Annotated in this window: 13 protein-coding genes; 3 read left to right on the top strand and 10 right to left on the bottom strand. The window is 50.0% G+C overall.

Annotated features, from left to right (window positions below; genetic code table 11):
• Positions 1–43 precede the first annotated feature (43 nt).
• From proY to phoB, 4 genes are all read right to left on the bottom strand, one after another.
• Positions 44–1,420 carry a proline-specific permease ProY gene (gene proY, locus AC0IWZ_RS03700; protein ID WP_034493825.1) on the bottom strand — a complete coding sequence of 459 codons (1,377 nt, stop codon included), beginning with the start codon at positions 1,418–1,420 and terminating at the stop codon, positions 44–46.
• Between the two features lie 71 nt (positions 1,421–1,491).
• On the bottom strand, positions 1,492–2,814 hold the full coding sequence (gene brnQ / locus AC0IWZ_RS03695; RefSeq protein ID WP_172895410.1) for a branched-chain amino acid transporter carrier protein BrnQ: 1,323 nt from the start codon (positions 2,812–2,814) through the stop codon (positions 1,492–1,494).
• Between the two features lie 457 nt (positions 2,815–3,271).
• Positions 3,272–4,564, bottom strand: a complete 1,293-nt coding sequence (gene phoR / locus AC0IWZ_RS03690; protein ID WP_034493680.1) for a phosphate regulon sensor histidine kinase PhoR — start codon at positions 4,562–4,564, stop codon at positions 3,272–3,274.
• A 22-nt stretch (positions 4,565–4,586) separates the two neighbouring features.
• Entirely contained in the window at positions 4,587–5,276 is a 690-nt protein-coding gene (gene phoB, locus AC0IWZ_RS03685; protein ID WP_034493679.1) for a phosphate response regulator transcription factor PhoB, read from the bottom strand.
• Between the two features lie 189 nt (positions 5,277–5,465).
• Here phoB and sbcD point away from each other — a divergent pair, with 189 nt between their 5' ends.
• Together sbcD and sbcC are read left to right on the top strand one after the other, a co-directional pair.
• Positions 5,466–6,683 carry an exonuclease subunit SbcD gene (sbcD, locus tag AC0IWZ_RS03680; protein WP_471678132.1) on the top strand — a complete coding sequence of 406 codons (1,218 nt, stop codon included), beginning with the start codon at positions 5,466–5,468 and terminating at the stop codon, positions 6,681–6,683.
• Positions 6,680–9,835, top strand: coding sequence for an exonuclease subunit SbcC (gene sbcC, locus AC0IWZ_RS03675; protein ID WP_471678133.1), 3,156 nt, complete (start codon positions 6,680–6,682; stop codon positions 9,833–9,835). Before sbcD ends, sbcC begins: the two co-directional genes overlap by 4 nt.
• 68 nt (positions 9,836–9,903) lie before the next feature.
• Here the strand turns inward: sbcC and AC0IWZ_RS03670 are convergent, their stop codons facing one another.
• From AC0IWZ_RS03670 to mak, 5 genes are all read right to left on the bottom strand, one after another.
• A complete protein-coding gene (locus tag AC0IWZ_RS03670) occupies positions 9,904–10,188 on the bottom strand; it encodes a type VI secretion system PAAR protein (RefSeq protein WP_410372385.1) in 285 nt (94 codons plus the stop codon).
• Positions 10,189–10,259: 71 nt separating this feature from the next.
• On the bottom strand, positions 10,260–11,141 hold the full coding sequence (locus AC0IWZ_RS03665; RefSeq protein WP_471678134.1) for a hypothetical protein: 882 nt from the start codon (positions 11,139–11,141) through the stop codon (positions 10,260–10,262).
• Between the two features lie 47 nt (positions 11,142–11,188).
• Complete coding sequence (locus AC0IWZ_RS03660) at positions 11,189–11,959, bottom strand: M35 family metalloendopeptidase (protein ID WP_410372388.1); 771 nt, start codon at positions 11,957–11,959, stop codon at positions 11,189–11,191.
• Positions 11,952–14,354 (bottom strand): type VI secretion system Vgr family protein, encoded by a 2,403-nt coding sequence (locus AC0IWZ_RS03655; RefSeq protein WP_471678135.1) that lies wholly within the window; start codon positions 14,352–14,354, stop codon positions 11,952–11,954. Before AC0IWZ_RS03655 ends, AC0IWZ_RS03660 begins: the two co-directional genes overlap by 8 nt.
• 281 nt (positions 14,355–14,635) lie before the next feature.
• Positions 14,636–15,547, bottom strand: a complete 912-nt coding sequence (mak, locus tag AC0IWZ_RS03650) for a fructokinase (RefSeq protein WP_034493669.1) — start codon at positions 15,545–15,547, stop codon at positions 14,636–14,638.
• A 125-nt stretch (positions 15,548–15,672) separates the two neighbouring features.
• Here mak and rdgC point away from each other — a divergent pair, with 125 nt between their 5' ends.
• Entirely contained in the window at positions 15,673–16,584 is a 912-nt protein-coding gene (gene rdgC / locus AC0IWZ_RS03645) for a recombination-associated protein RdgC (protein WP_471678136.1), read from the top strand.
• A 43-nt stretch (positions 16,585–16,627) separates the two neighbouring features.
• On the opposite strand, the gene ppnP is transcribed toward rdgC, so the two are convergent.
• Complete coding sequence (ppnP, locus tag AC0IWZ_RS03640) at positions 16,628–16,921, bottom strand: pyrimidine/purine nucleoside phosphorylase (RefSeq protein WP_471678137.1); 294 nt, start codon at positions 16,919–16,921, stop codon at positions 16,628–16,630.
• Positions 16,922–16,994 lie beyond the last annotated feature (73 nt).

Here is a 16,994-nt window from a genome sequence, read left to right as displayed (position 1 = left end):
CGGATGACGTTTTACGCCATCCACCGTTTATCGGTGCTTAAACTCAGCTGTTGCTTTCGCTCGCGGCCAATATCTGGCGGCGTTTAAACATCCAGCCCACCAGCAGCATCACAATCCATACGCAGCCCACATATAGTGAGATGCGAGTGTCTGGATGCCAGCCAATTAACCCAATGATAAACACCAGGAAGATCAGGCCAACGATGGTGGTTGCAATCCCACCCGGAACCGGGAATTTCAGCGCTTTGGTTTCTTCTGGTGAAAGCTTGCGACGGAAAGCGATTTGCGACAGCAGAATCATTATCCATACCCATACCGTGGCAAAAGTTGCCAGCGATGCAATCACCAGGAAGACGTTTTCTGGAATCAGATAGTTCAGTACCACCGCCAGTAACAGCGCAAAGCACATCACTAATACCGTCACCCAAGGGATGCCATGACGTGAAGTTTTAGCGAACACTTTCGGTGCGCTGCCCTGCTCCGCCATACCGTGCAACATACGACCCACACCAAACACATCGCTGTTAATCGCTGAAAGGGACGCGGTAATCACCACGAAGTTCAGAATACCTGCCGCAGCGTTAATCCCCATATGCTGGAAAGTCAGCACAAACGGGCTACCTTCTGTTCCCACCAGGTTCCACGGGTAAATGGACATGATGACAAACAGCGTACCCACGTAGAACACCAGGATACGCAGTGGTACGGAGTTGATAGCGCGCGGGATAGATTTTTGCGGATCTTTCGCTTCGCCAGCCGTAATACCGATGATTTCAATGCCGCCATAGGCAAACATCACCATCTGCAACGACATAATCATGCCTATCCAGCCATTGCTGAAGAAGCCGCCGTTGGTCCACAGATTGTGGATCCCCGTTGCCTGGCCGCCGTTGCCAATACCCCACACGATGATGCCAATACCGGCAGCAATCATGATGATGATGGTGGCAACTTTGAAGAACGAGAACCAGAATTCAAGCTCGCCGAACACCTTCACGCTCATCAGGTTGATGGCGCAAATGATTAACACCACGCTCAACACCCAGACCCAATGCGGCACCGCCGGGAACCACAGCCCCATGTAGATGCCAAACGCGGTGACATCCGCAATTGCCACAATCAGGATTTCGAAACAGTAGGTCCAGCCGGTGATATAGCCTGCCAGCGGGCCGAGGTTATCTTGCGCATAGCGAGAAAAAGAACTCGCTGATGGGTTATGAACCGACATCTCGCCCAGCGCGCGCATAATAATATATGCCGCCACACCACCGATGATGTAAGCCAGCAACACACTTGGACCAGCCATTTTGATAGCGTCTGCCGAGCCATAAAACAGCCCGGTGCCAATTGCCGAACCCAACGCCATAAAGCGTATGTGCCGGGTACTCAAGCCGCGCTTGAGCTTATTAGCGTTTTCCATTGATTCCACACCCTGCTTAACAATAAAAAAACCACGGAGCAAAGCCCCGTGGTTAAAGAAAATCAAAAATTTTAGTGGGCGGTTGAAGCCACCTGTCGCCCTGCGGCGCGGTCCCAAATGATGGCGAGAACCACCATAATCACCGTTGGCGCTAACCATGCCAGCCCCTGATCGGCCAGCGGCAAACGCGCGGCCCACGCGGGCAAAATATCACTGATTGCCGATGATTTAATCCCATCGAGAATACCAAACAAGGTGCTGATGAGCATCGCTGGAGCAATCACGCGGGTTGAGTTATGCCACCACGGACGGGTAAAACTCAACACCACCAACGCGATACACGGCGGGTAAATTGCCGTCAGCACTGGAATGGAAACCTGAATCAGATGGCTTAAACCCAGGTTGGAAACCACCATTGAGAACAGGCCCAGGATAAATACCAACGAGCGATAAGACAGTGGCAAATACTGGCTGAAGAATTCAGCACACGCACATGTCAAGCCAATTGCCGTGACCATGCAAGCCAGGAAAATCAAGGCTGCCAGGAAGAAGCTACCCGCACCGCCGAAAGTATGAGCCACATACGCATGCAGAATTGCGGCACCGTTCGCGTTTTGATCGGCAACCAATGTTGCGCTGTCAGAACCCAGGCGGAACAGAGCCAGATAAATCAGCGTTAAGCCAACACCGGCAATCAAGCCAGCCCAAATGGTATAGCGCGTCAGCAGGCGGGATTCAGTCACCCCACGAGAACGCGCGGCGTTGACAATCACTATGCCGAATACCAGCGATGCCAAGGTATCCATGGTGAGATAACCATTCACGAAGCCGTTTGAGAACGCAGCATTCTGATACGCTTCAGTCGCCGTGCTGATACCACCCGCAGGCCACAACATTGCGCCCGCAGCCAATGCCAGCAGCGCGACAATTTTTACCGGGGCCAGCACATGGCCAACGGTGTCTAAAAGTTTGCCCGGATACAGCGAAACGCCGATCACAATCGCAAAGTAAACCAGGCTGTAGATAAACAGCGGTAACTCACCGGTACCGACCAGCGGGGCAATTCCCACTTCAAAAGAAACGGTAGCAGTACGCGGCGTGGCGAACAGCGGCCCAACAGCCAGATAGCAGATAGTGGCTAACAACACACCAGCACGGCGGCCAATTGGCGAACTGAGGCTATCAATGCCCCCACCGACACGAGCGATGGCGACAATAGTCAGCACTGGCAGGCCTACAGCCGTCACCAGGAAGCCAAGTGACGCAATCCAAACGTGTTCACCCGCTTGTAGCCCCACCATAGGAGGGAAAATGATATTGCCTGCGCCGACAAACAGCGCAAAGGTCATAAAGCCCAGTGCGAGGATGTCTCGAGATTTCAAATGATGGGTCATAAAATATTTGCAGCCTGTGGATGTGTGGTGTTGAAAGTATTCAAATTTTTATACCTGTTAACTCGGCATAAAAGCGGCAATCAGTAGACTCGACAGCGGAAAATCCTTTCCGGGATCGGTGGAGAAGAATAGTTGTTTGAATTACCACTCATATCCAGTCGGTCTGCCAATCACAGGGCGGCAATTAAAACGCTTATAGCGTTTGAAGGCAAGAACGGATCCAGAAACCAGATTGATATCCTTTAATTAACAACATATTTAGTGAATCTGATTAATCATAAGAAAAGATTATGGTCTTTTGTGTGGTTAAATTATAAACAATCGAGGATTTTTTATTAACATGTGGGCAAAAAAAACACAGGCCAGAAAACTGGCCTGTGGAAAGTTATTTTGACACTTATTGCGCTAATGTCGGATGACGCTTCGCTTATCCAGGCGACGAAAACTGATTATCAGTCTATTTCTCGCTAACGATTAAACGCTCGGGCAAAACAAAGGAAAACGTCGAACCTTTGCCCGGCTGGCTTTCAATATTCAGGCGTGCGTCATGGTGACTTAAAGCGTGTTTGACTATCGCCAGCCCAAGCCCGCTGCCGCCCGTCTGACGCGAACGCGCTTTGTCGACGCGGTAAAAACGCTCCGTCAGGCGCGGAAGGTGTTCTGCTGAAATCCCCGGACCATTATCAGTCACGCTAAAACTTGCCCCACCCGCCACGCGTTTCCAGCTCACCGTAATATGCGTGCCTTCTGGCGTATGGTTGACCGAGTTATAAACAAGATTGGAAATCGCACTCCTGAGTTGCTCGTCATTGCCAAAGACTTTCAGCGTGGGGTCGATATCAAATTGTATCGTCTGCCGTTCATGGCTGAGAGTTTGCGCCTCACGCTCTACAACACGCAGCATCAGCGGCACATCAATCTTTTCATTGAGCACCATGGCCGGAGCGGCTTCTATTTTTGAAAGCGTCAGAAGCTGCTTAACCAACCCTTCCATGCGCGAAGTTTGCTCGCGCATCGTGCCTAATGCTTTCTCACGCAGCGGCCCTTCAAGCGTCTGGTCCTGCATCATCTCCAGATAACCTTGCAGCACCGTGAGCGGCGTTCGCAGTTCGTGGCTGACGTTAGCAAAGAAATTACGTCGCGCCCCTTCGAGCTGGTGCATCTGAGTCACATCGCGAGCCACCAGCAGCCACTGCTCATCGCTGTAGGGCATCACACGGAACTCCAGATGGCGTCCCGTATTGAGTACCAAAGTTAACGGACGTGAAAACTCTTTTTGCGACAGATAGCGAGTAAATTCCGGGTAGCGCAATAAGTTAAGGATGTTCTGCCCGTTATCGTCCGGCCAGCGTAACCCCAGCAATTGTTGCGCCAGACCGTTACACCAAAAAATCGTCCCTTCTTCCGTGGTCAGAACTACCGCATCGGGCAGCGATTCGGCTCCGCTACGAAAACGCTTAATCAGATTACCTAACTCTTTGCGGCGCTTTTTGTTACGCAACTGCATCTGATGAAGACCGTACAACAGGGGATCCCAACTCCCGCGGCCTGGCGGCGGCGTCATACTGCGATCCACCCACAGCCACCACGATAAACGCAGTAAATTCCAGAAATGCCAAACCAGCAGTCCGGTAACTGCCAGTAATAAAAACCACGGTAAATGGCCGAAAATAAGACCTAAGATGGCGGCGGGTATGCAACAGAGCACCAGCTCCATCACTAACCTTTTCCATGATAACCTTTCCAGCACGCGTCATTCTCCTGACAAGGAATTAAAAGCGGGTTGAGAACCGATAACCCGTACCGCGTACTGTTTGTACCATTCTGTCATGTCCACTATGTTCAAGCGCTTTGCGTAACCGCCGAATATGTACGTCCACCGTTCGGTCTTCGACATAAACATTGGTGCCCCATACATGATTAAGCAGTTGCTCACGGCTATACACCCGTTCCGGGTGTGTCATAAAGAAGTGTAATAATTTAAATTCTGTTGGCCCCATATCCAACGGGTTCTCACCAGTCATGACGCGGTGCGATGACGGATCAAGGCTCAGTCCGTGCATCTCAATCACCTCTTCCACCGCCATCGGAGAGATGCGGCGCATCACAGCTTTAATGCGTGCCACCAGCTCCTTCGGGGAAAACGGTTTGGTAATATAGTCATCGGCTCCAACTTCAAGCCCTCGCACGCGGTCTTCTTCTTCGCCACGCGCCGTCAGCATCATGACAGGGATTTCACGTGTTAATGCTTCACGTTTCAGATGCTTAATGAATTGAATACCTGAACCACCCGGTAACATCCAGTCCAGTAAAATTAAATCCGGAAAGGGTTCGATAAGCAGATTCACTGCACTGTCATAATCTTCCGCTTCTACAGGATGAAAACCGTTTTGTTCGAGCACAAAGCTCACCATTTCACGGATTGGAGCTTCATCTTCTACGACTAAAATACGCTTCGCCATGATTCGCCCTGCTCAAGGAATAATTATTGTTGTTTCAATGCGGTGCCATTATGCGTCAGATTTATGACAGATTTATGAAAAACATAAATGCCTGGCGACTCATCACAATGAATTATGACACTCAATTGTGTCGTTCTTGCTCATCCGCTTTATAATCCCGCCACGCTTTTTTATGCCAAGGGACAACCAATGCGCATTATTCACACATCAGACTGGCATCTTGGTCAAAATTTTTATACCAAAAGCCGTGGGCCAGAGCACCAGGCGTTTCTTGAATGGTTGCTGCAAGCCGCAGTCGAGCATGATGTGGATGCGATAATTGTCGCAGGCGATATTTTTGATACCGGCTCGCCGCCGAGTTACGCGCGCGAATTGTATAACCGTTTTGTGGTGCAACTGCAGCAAACCGGCTGCTCCCTTGTGGTGCTGGCGGGAAACCACGATTCCGTTGCCACGCTGAATGAATCTCGTGAATTAATGGCGTGCCTGAATACTTATGTCATCGCCAGTGCGCGGCATGATGCCAGCCAGCAAGCTATCGTACTCAACACTAAATCGGGCGAACCGGGTGCCATTCTTTGTCCGATTCCGTTCCTGCGCCCCCGGGATATTCAAAACAGCCAGGCGGGACTTTCCGGCCACGAAAAGCAGCGTTCGTTGATGGAAGCCATCAGCGAACATTACCAGCAGTGTTACACCGCCGCCTGCGAATTACGCGCTGATGCGAAGCTGCCGATTATCGCTACCGGCCATTTAACCACCGTGGGTGTAACCAAAAGCGATGCGGTGCGCGATATTTACATCGGCACGCTGGATGCTTTCCCGGCGCAGCATTTCCCTGCTGCCGACTACATCGCACTCGGCCATATCCATCGCGCCCAACTCATTGGTGGCACTGAACATATTCGCTATAGCGGCTCGCCCATCCCGTTAAGTTTTGACGAAACGGGCAAGAACAAAAGTGTTTATCTGGTTGAGTTTGCCGAAGGCGTGCTTCATGAAGTGACTCCGCTGACGGTGCCTGTCAGCCAGCCTTTAGCGGTCATCAAAGGTTCTCTGAGTGAAATCGAACAGCAACTCGCGCAGTGGTGCGATGCACCAGCAGAACCCAAAGTTTGGCTGGATATTGAAATCGCTACCGAAGAATATCTGCATGATATGCAACGCCATATTCAGCAATTAACCGAAACGCTCCCCGTCGAAGTGGTGTTGCTGCGCCGCAGCCGCGAACAGCGCGAGCGCGTTATCGCCCAGCAACATAAAGAAACGCTGAGTGAACTGACGGTTGAAGAGGTTTTTGAGCGCCGCCTGGTTCAGGAAGACACCTCCGAAGAACGAGCGCAACGTTTGCGAACGCTATTTGCCCAAACGGTGGCGAGCCTGCATGACGTGGAGGAAGAAGCATGAAAATCCTTAGCCTGCGCCTAAAAAATCTCAACTCCCTGAAAGGGGAATGGAAAGTCGATTTCACCCGCGAACCGTTCGCCAGCAACGGTTTGTTTGCCATAACCGGGCCAACAGGAGCAGGGAAAACCACGCTGCTCGATGCGATTTGTCTCGCGCTTTACCACCAGACACCGCGCCTCAATACCGTCACGCAATCGCAAAATGATCTCATGACGCGCGATACCGCCGAATGCCTGGCGGAAGTGGAATTTGAAGTAAAAGGAGTTGCCTATCGTGCCTTCTGGAGCCAGAACCGGGCGCGCAATGCGGCCAACGGCAATCTACAAGCCCCGCGTGTCGAGCTTGCAGAAGTGGCAAGTGGCAGGATTATTGCCGATAAAGTGAAAGACAAACTTGAGGTTACGGCCAAACTTACCGGTCTGGATTACGACCGTTTCACCCGCTCAATGATGCTATCCCAGGGTCAGTTTGCCGCGTTCTTAAATGCCAATGCCAATGACCGCGCCTCTTTGCTCGAAGAGCTGACCGGAACTGAAATTTACGGCACCGTTTCTGCGGCGGTGTTCGAGAATCATAAAAATGTGCGCAGCCAGCTTGAGAACCTACAAGCGCAGGCCGCTGGCGTAGCGTTGTTAAGTGAAGAGCAGCACCAGCGGCTTTCTGAGAGTTTGCAGACCTTGAGCGCTGAAGAAAAAGCGCTACTCGCAGAACAAATGAAACTCCAGCAGCATCAGCAATGGCTAGGCCAACTGACGCAGTTCACGCAAAAACATGCGCAGGCAGAACAATCGTTGAATGCGGCGAACCGGGCAATAGAAGCTGCCGCCCCAGAATTAGATAAACTGACTCGCGCACAACCGGCAGAAAAACTGCGCCCTGACTGGCAACGTTTGCAGGAGTTGCAGGCAACGTTGCAAAACACACATGCTCAGTGTGAAGAAGTGAATGCTCGCTTACATCAGGCGACAGTACGACGCCAGCAGACACGGCAGGCTGCCGCAAGCATGGCTGCAAAACTCACGCAGGAAAGCACGCAACTCCAGGAATGGCTGAAATCTCACGACCGATACAGCCAATGGGGGACTGAGCTGGCGGGCTGGCGCATGGGGTTTGGTCAGCAGCAGCGTGAGGCTGAAAAACTACAGGAATTGCAGCGTAATATCGATTCAAGCCAGAAGAAGCTCGAACTTCTGCCAGTCGCTGAAATGTCTATCAGTGCTGATGAAGTAAGTGCCTACTTACAAGCAACGATGGCTGCACGTCCGCAGCGCCAGCAGCTCGCCACATTACAGCCTCAATTTTCATCGCTTCTCAAACGCAAATCGCAGCAACAACAAGAGATTGCCGCCCTCGAAAAACAAATTTCCGAGGGTGATGCGGAGCTGGTTTTAAAGCGCCAGCAATATAAAGAACGCCGCCAGCATGAGAGTGATCTCGAGAAAGTGTGTGAGCTTGAACTGCGTATCGTCAGCCTTGAAGCCGAGCGCGCTCGTTTACAGCCTCATCAACCTTGCCCTCTGTGCGGCTCGACGCAACATCCGGCGGTCTCTGATTATCAGGCGATTCAGCCCGGAGAAAATCAGCAGCGGCTAACCGAGCTTAAACGTGAAGTCGCCATTCTTGCGGAAGCGGGCTTTGCGATGAAAGGCCAGCTTGATACGCAGCGTAAACAGCGCGAAAACCTGCTGGCGGCTATCACTGCGCTGAACGAAGAAGAAAACGGATTGCGCTTACGCTGGCAACAACTGTGCGCAAATCTGCAACTGACTCTCGCGCCGGAAGACGACCTCCAGCAGTGGCTGGAAAGCGAAGAACAGCGCGAACAACAGTTACATCACTTAAGCCAGCGCATTGTGCTGGAAGAGCAGCTTGCTCAGACACGTGCTCAACACGCTAAACTTGTCGCTGAAATTGCTATACAGCGCGAAGCAATCACTACCGCGCTTAATAACGCTGGGCTGCAATACCCGACTCCTGGCGAAGAGAATAACTGGCTGGCGGAGCGTCAGCAGGAATTACAACAGTGGCAACAGCGCCATGAACAGCTTCCCCGCGTGCAACAGCAACTGACGTTGCTGGAAAATATTCTCAGCACATTTGTTGACGATGGCACCACGCCTGCACCGCTAGCGGAAAACGAACAAAATGCGGCGTTACAGAACTGGCATAGCCTGCACAGTGATTGTATTGCGCTGGAAAGCCAGTGGCGGACGCTGCAACAGCAACAAAAGCAAGAAGAAACGCGCGTTGCTCAGGCAAGCGAGCAATTTCTCGCAGCACTCGCCGCCAGCCCGTTTGCTGATGCGCAAACATTCCAGGCAGCGTTGCTGGATGAAGCCGAATGCCAAAGACTCGAACTTAAAAAACAACAGCTTGAGCAACAACTTCAGCAGCAGACCGTGCTCTTCGGGCAGGTTGAAAAAGCATTGGCAGAACACAAATCTGCACGCCCGGAAACGCTGGTTGCCGATGTCGAGCTTAATGCCCTGCAAGACCAACTGACGCAATGCAATCAGCAGCTGCGCGACAACACGACACAGCAGGGGCAAATTCAGCAACAGCTCCGCCATGACGCAGAAAACCGCCAGCGCCAGCAAGGGTTGATGCAGTCTATTGTTGAGTGCCAGCAGCAAGTTGAAGACTGGGGCTATCTCAATGCGCTGATTGGTTCGAAGGAAGGTGACAAATTCCGTAAATTTGCCCAGGGACTGACGCTCGATAACTTAGTGTGGCTGGCAAACAACCAGCTCAACCGTTTACACGGGCGCTATTTGCTGCAACGCAAAGACAGCGAAGCGCTGGAATTGCAGGTGGTCGATACCTGGCAGGCCGATGCGGTGCGCGACACTCGCACGCTTTCTGGCGGAGAGAGTTTCCTGGTCAGTCTTGCACTCGCGCTGGCACTTTCAGACCTGGTCAGCCATAAAACACGAATCGACTCGCTATTCCTTGATGAAGGTTTTGGCACACTGGATGCAGAAACGCTGGATACCGCGCTGGATGCGCTCGACACGCTTAACGCCAGCGGTAAAACCATCGGGGTTATTAGCCACGTCGAAGCGATGAAAGAGCGTATTCCGGTGCAGATTAAGGTGAAGAAGATTAACGGATTAGGCGTAAGTCGGCTGGCGAAAGAGTTTGCGGTCGGGTGATCCCTCTAACTTTCTGGAATGGACGGCTTCCATCTAAGAAGCCGTATTCTGATAGCACCGCCTGATGCTCAGCCAATATTAACCGTACTACCACCAATAACAACGCCACCACAATCAATAGCATCACCGGCTCTCGCTGCGGGAAGACCATCAATAAATACGGTGCCTGAACCACTCGCTATTTTACGCGGGTGAGGCGGATGTTTAGGTTTGTCATGGGGTGTCAACGGATCCCCCATTCGGGCTGCCGGTAACCCGTCAATGGATACGGTTGGTGAACCCGCTGTTATGACAGTTTCGCGGTAGCCATCATGTTGGGAGCCTTTGTCATTGAGTTTTGCGGCGAAGGGCATATTCTATCTCCGGGATTGTTTAATGGTTTCACATCAAAATATTAATATAGAAATATATTAACTCTATCAAATCAGTCTTCATCAAACAGAGACTTGATTTTTCTTCCATCAATTTCCACACTAACCTGATTAGACATTATGTTAATTTCATTATCATTATTTATGCCGTCAAAATTTATCATATCGAATGTTTTCTCCATTCCTTTATCCCTAAAATAATACCTTTGACATATTTTATTTTTCTTATAAATATATTTAACGTTACCTTTTAAATAACAATCATATAATTCTACATCAAATATAGAAAACAAATAGTTATATATATCACGATCCAGGAACCACTCATCATTAACTAAATTATACTCTGCAGTTCCAATCTCATAATTTTTTTTATCGTGAAAAAATACAAAACTATCATTGAGCATTACTGTATATGAAAAGGTCTCTCCTGCTTGAAATTCAGCCCAGTCTTCCTTATCAAAATTACCACCGTAATCACACATTGAACCTAAATAATCCAGTAATATATTGCTGGTAGTTACGAAAAAACCTGAGCCACATGACATGGATTTAGCTACACCGTGTTTGTTAGGTTTCTCAGATGATAAATACAAAGGGAATTCTATTTTCCGAATATAAAAAGTTTTAGTACCGAGATTTTTAATGGTAACCGTTGCTAAAACATCATTGTTCTTTTGTTCAATCGAAAGGCCAATATCGGCATTAAATTTTGTGTTTTTATATATTTTTTTAAAATCAAAAACAGTATATTCATCATATTTTTCGTTCAGAAAATGAACCTCCGCCTTTTCATAGTCTGTACCATTGAACCCTCGCTTACCATACCCATATTTCATAACTGTTAAATCACCGGCAACCAACTGAAATGATAATAAAAAAAATACCCCTATAAGCGGAATACTTAATGATTTATTTTTAACGATATGTAACATTCCCTTGTCCTTATATGATCGTGTTTGGTTGTCAAACTATCAAAGGGTTATACTATTATTTCAAAATATTTTTCAATGTTATAAGAATTATCAAAAACATTCTCGCTTCCCTTATCTATAAGTTTCATCGCCCCGGACTGGTGCTCTATAAGGGTCCACTTATCCTCTTCTGTTGGCTCCCTTCTGTGACCATCAACATCGTAATCAACTGTACCCATTCCTCCTAAGGAAGAATCGACAAATTTCTTCTTAAAATGACTTATTTCATGGCACAGTGTAGATACACGAGAACTCTCTCCCATTACCTCTCCACAAGCCCTCATATTTTTAGCATTTATTCTCCCAGTAAAATTTATCCCTATATTTACTTTGTAGTTATCTTGTTGTTCTGGATTTACATAAGCACAAAATGTATCCGGAAGATTGGGGTCTCGGGGGATTTTAGAATTGGTTGGAGCCTCAGGGTTATCAGGATCATAGATTAAATTGATATAACTATCGGTTGTTAATTTTTTCTTAATCTCGCAAAGCCTTCTGATGCAATCTTTCATAACATCTAATGCTTTTATTTCAACAATATTTTCGACTCCTTTTATCGGCATGTTTACATGAACCAATCGTTCACCTTTGGAGCCAAATATAGCGTAAAATTCCTCTTGCTCGTCATTACCCCAGTTTTCAAGATCTTTTTTCCTTCGCGCCAGCACTCTATCCATGGCTTCGCCAGCCTCTTTCATCATTGCATTGAAATCATTAATTTTACATTGATTAATGATTGTTGTTTTCTTTGATGGTTTTCCTTTTGTTGTATTACTCATTTTCATCTCCCCAAAATGTATCAAAGTCCGGACTAAACAGTTTAATTTCTATCTCGTTGTCATCATCTTGTATAAATAATTCCGTATTACCCTCTTTATCTGTTACTCCTTCCTTCTGTGATCCATCAGCGAAATAAGCAATATATTTTATGTCGATATAAGGAGACCCATCAGTATCTTTAAAGTTAAACAAGATCTTATATTCATCAGGTTCATCCTCATCTTTTGGCTCATCCTGCTCACCTGAGTTATCGCCACCGGAATCTCCACCACCACCTTCGTCACTATCCTCCGGCGACTCATCTGCCGAATCATCCTCATCGCCCAGACGGCTCAGTACCGCCGCCTCCAGGGTTTTCACCGCTGTCCCCGGGCTCCCCCCGCCGTTGAGATTGATTTTCAGCCCGGTGATGTCCACGCCGCCGGGGTGGATGACAATGAATGAGCTGCCCATTTTCAGCGTGATTTTGCTCCCACTCTGCAGCACAATATCGCCCTGCGCATCCATACCCAGCGCACCCGCCACTTTCTGTGCCAGGTCGCCTTTCACTTCCAGGCTGTGATGGCCCTTCACCAGGCTGATATGGTCTTTTGTCGTGCTGTGCTGCTTGCTGCCTTTTACCGTGACTTTACGGTCGCGCTCCACATACAGATTGTCATCGCGCCCGCTGTTTACCGCTCGGTCGCGGGTGACTTTCAGCGTCTGGTCATTGCGGACGGTGATGCTGCGGTCGTGCGCCACGGTGATGTTCTGGTCGTGCCCGGCGGCGTTCTCCTTGCCGATTTTCACCGTCTGCCCCAGCCCGACCGTGACCTTCTGGTTGTTGCCGATGGTTTCCGTATGGTCGATTTTCACATTCGTATCACGGTTATTCAGCACCACCGTTTTCATGTCCTTCTGGGCATGCATCGACAGCAGCTCCTGGCCTGTCTGGTCGTCGAACATCAGTTCGTTGTATCCATTACCCTTATACGTCTGCGAGCGTATCGCCATCTGGGTTTTCGTCCCCGGCAGGTCGCCCGGTGCGCGGTTAGCGGCGTGATAGGTGCGCCCGGTGATAATCGGCTGGTCGGGGTCGCCATTCAGGAAATCGACAATCACTTCCTGGCCGACACGCGGAATGGCGATGTTGCCGAATCCGGTGCCTGCCCATGCCTGGGAGACGCGCACCCAGCACGAGCTTTCTTCGTTGGTTTTGTTGTAGCGGTCCCAGGCAAATTTCACCGTCACGCGCCCGTGCTCGTCGCAGTAGATTTCTTCCCCGGCCGGACCGGTGACAATGCCGATTTGCGGGCCGTCCACCAGCGGTTTCGGCAACGGTGTCGGGCGCCAGGTCTGGGTGGCCGGAATAACATAAAAGCGGTTGGTGAGCGTGGTGCCCTGGCCGGCGCTGCCGATATGCGCCTGCGGCTGGCTACCGTTCATCTCGCATGACACCACCTGCCACGGGCTGTTTAAATCTTCCCGCGGATGGTCAGTGAGGGTGAACCAGCGCCCCGGCTGGAGCTGCGGGCAATTACTGGTGCCACTGGCAAAATCGACGTTATTGCGCCAGCCTTCCACCTGATATTTCGCAAAATCCGCACCGTGCTGTTCATCCTTAAAACGCCCCGGATAATCAAATATTTCATAGTCCGGGCGTTGATACGACAGGTCTGCCCCTTCTTCCTGGTACTGCGCCTGCCAGCCGGGGGCGGTGAACGTGTAGTCCTTTGTGGTGACTTTGGCCGGGCGGATTTGCGCGCTGCGGCAAAAGGTGTTGATGCAGTACGTGGACGATTCCGAGGCAGCATTCGGGTTGTACGGGAAAGCCCCGAGGCCGCGCAGGTTGCAGCGGTCATCGGTGAAGCTCAGTTTCTGGTCGCTGTCATCGAGATATTCATCCTCGAAGAAAAAAATCCCCTCTTCGGCGGCAAGACGGGCGATGAAATCGTAATCCGACTCCATAAACTGCACGCAGAATTCCCGCGCCGGATGCGGGCGGCGGAACAGTGCGTCATGCGTGCGGATACGCATTTCTTTGAGCAGTTTGGCAAAAATATACTGGATGTCGTAATTCTGAAAACTGCGGCAGTTCTGACGCTGGGAGCTGCGCCAGAACTCCGGGCGTACCGTCATGCGGTAAATCGTCTGGTGTTTGCCGGAATCGCCCTGCTCGCAGAAGGTGACGATACCTCGCACCCGGCGCTTAATCACCTCGCCCTGCCAGATGGTGAGAACCCCGTATTCGTCGAGAATGGCTTTAAAGCCAATCGCCGGGTCATTGCAGGCGACGGAGATATCCAGAGTGAATAGCGAAGAGAGAGACTGCTTTAATTTAAAGCCCACCACCGCAAAGGTGTCCGCCGGAGTGCGCCCCGCGGTGAAGGTAAAGCGGGTGCCGTCTGAGGCCATGAGGGAAGTCCTTTCCTGTCCGTGGAGTTATTGACCAGAGCACATAGTCGAAACTGAATCATTACCCTGATAAATATAATAAAATCAACAATATAATGGACGTGAAAGATAAGATTGGAAGAGCGAGATGACTGTGACAGGTGTCACATAAAAGAAAATAGGGAAACCTACAAATGGTTCAGGCGTTCAATAGATTATTTTTTGCCGGATGTCGCTAACGCTAATCCGACCTAAGTATGAGATCTCACAGGACGGATTAACGCAGCGTCATCCACCAGCTTTTACTTCTCCAGCGGCCACAACCACGCCGCACCGCGTACGCCGCTGGAGTCGCCATGAACCGCTTTGCGAATCGGGGTTTCGCATTCACCGCCAAAGACCCACGGCTTCACTAGCTGCGGCACTGTTTTGTACAAACGTTCGTTGTTACTCATACCGCCGCCGAGCACGATCACATCGGGATCAATAATATTGACAATGTGGGCCAGTGATTTTGCCAGGCGCATTTCGTAGCGAGCGATCGCCAGTTCTGCAACCGGATCCTGTTGCTCGACTAAATGCATGATCTCATTACCCTTAAGGGCATGACCACTCAAACGAAGGTAATCTGTACCGAAGCCCGTGCCGGAAATAAAGGTTTCGATACAGCCTTGTTTGCCGCAGTAGCAAGGCACTTCCTCGCGAAAACGCAATTCGTCTTCATCCATCCATGGTAAAGGGTTATGGCCCCACTCACCCGCCGTACCGTTGCCGCCAATCAGGCTACGCCCGTTAATGGCGATGCCCGATCCACAGCCTGTACCGATGATCACCGCGAAAACCATTGCCGCACCGGCTGCAGCCCCGTCGGTTGCTTCAGAAACCGCCAGACAGTTAGCATCATTAGCAAGACGAACTTCACGCTGCAGAGCATCACACAGATCTTTATCGAAAGGTTGGCCGTTAAGCCAGGTTGAGTTGGCATTTTTGACCACGCGGGTATAAGGCGAGATCGAACCGGGTATACCGATACCTACGGTTCCAGTCTCACCAGTGGCCTCTTCTGCCAGGCGCACCAGCTCAACAATCGTGCCGATAGTCTGCTGGTAATCGTTTTTCGGCGTTGGCAAGCGATGGCGGAAAAGTTGTTTCCCGTCGTTGGCCAGAGCGATAACTTCTGTTTTTGTTCCACCTAAGTCGATACCAATACGCACGGCGATGCCCTCATTTAATTATTGTTATCAATAGAATAGAAGTGCAGCCCCGTAAAGGCAATGAAACACAGCGCCCGATTCGTTATCATGCCCGCTGCGTTTAACTGACAGTCCGGGAAATAATCATGGTGTGGTTCAAAAATTTAATGGTTTACCGTTTAAGCCGTGACATCACGCTTTCAGCGGATGACATGGAAAAACAGTTGGCCGCGTTTACTTTCACCCCTTGCGGTAGCCAGGATATGGCCAAGACCGGCTGGGTGTCGCCGATGGGTTCGCACAGCGATGCATTAACCCATGTTGCCAACGGGCAGATTGTGATTTGCGCCCGTAAAGAAGAAAAAATTCTCCCGGCTCCGGTGATTAAACAAGAACTGGAAGCGAAGATCAGCCGCCTTGAAGCCGAACAAGCTCGTAAGCTGAAAAAAACCGAGAAAGATTCCCTGAAAGATGAAGTGCTGCATTCTTTGCTGCCACGCGCTTTTAGTCGTTTCAATCAAACCATGATGTGGATTGATACCGTAAACGGTTTAATCATGGTGGATTGTGCCAGTGCCAAGAAAGCAGAAGATACTCTGGCGTTGCTGCGTAAAAGTCTTGGTTCGTTGCCAGTCGTGCCGCTTGCGCTCGAAAACCCAATTGAGCTGACACTGACCGAATGGGTTCGCTCTGGCGACGTACCTCCCGGCTTTGCACTAATGGATGAAGCCGAGCTGAAAGCCATTCTTGAAGGCGGCGGTGTGATTCGTTGCAAGCAGCAGGACCTGGTTTGCGACGAAATTGCCGCACATATCGAAGCCGATAAAGTGGTCACTAAACTGGCTCTTGACTGGCAAGAACGTATTCAGTTTTTAATTGCTGACGACGGTTCGATTAAGCGTTTGAAATTTGCGGACACCATTCGTGAACAGAACGATGACATCGACCGCGAAGATTTTGGCCAACGTTTTGATGCTGATTTTATTCTGATGACAGGGGAATTAGCGGCGTTGATTAAGAATCTGGTTGAAGCGTTAGGCGGCGAAGCCCAGCGCTAAAGTCCGTTCCCTCTTCCCTATGGGGAAGAGGGAAATAAATACATTATTTATCAGACAGATAACGGCAAAGATAGGAAGTCGGTTCAGCGACTTGTAAATGGAATTCACTGTGTCCGGGAACATGGAACACGGTGCCCGCAGCATACGTTTTCCATTCGGTTTCGCCCGGCAGTAAAACATGCAATGCCCCACTCACCACTGTCATTTCTTCTGGTTGAGCTGTGCCAAAAGTATATTCACCTTCAGCCATGACCCCAACACTTGCGCGGCCAGTGCTGCTGCTGGTAAACCCAATAGATTTCACTTTACCGGAAAAGTACTCATTACTTTGAAGCATGACCAGGCCCTTTTAAAAATAGTTGAAAAAACAATATAGAGGGGAACTTAAGAGCCTGTCACGCAAATTATTG

This window comes from Buttiauxella sp. AC142, from assembly GCF_979253435.1.
The sequence above is the reverse complement of the archived record's forward strand: the minus strand, read 5'-3'. Positions and strand labels throughout refer to the sequence as shown.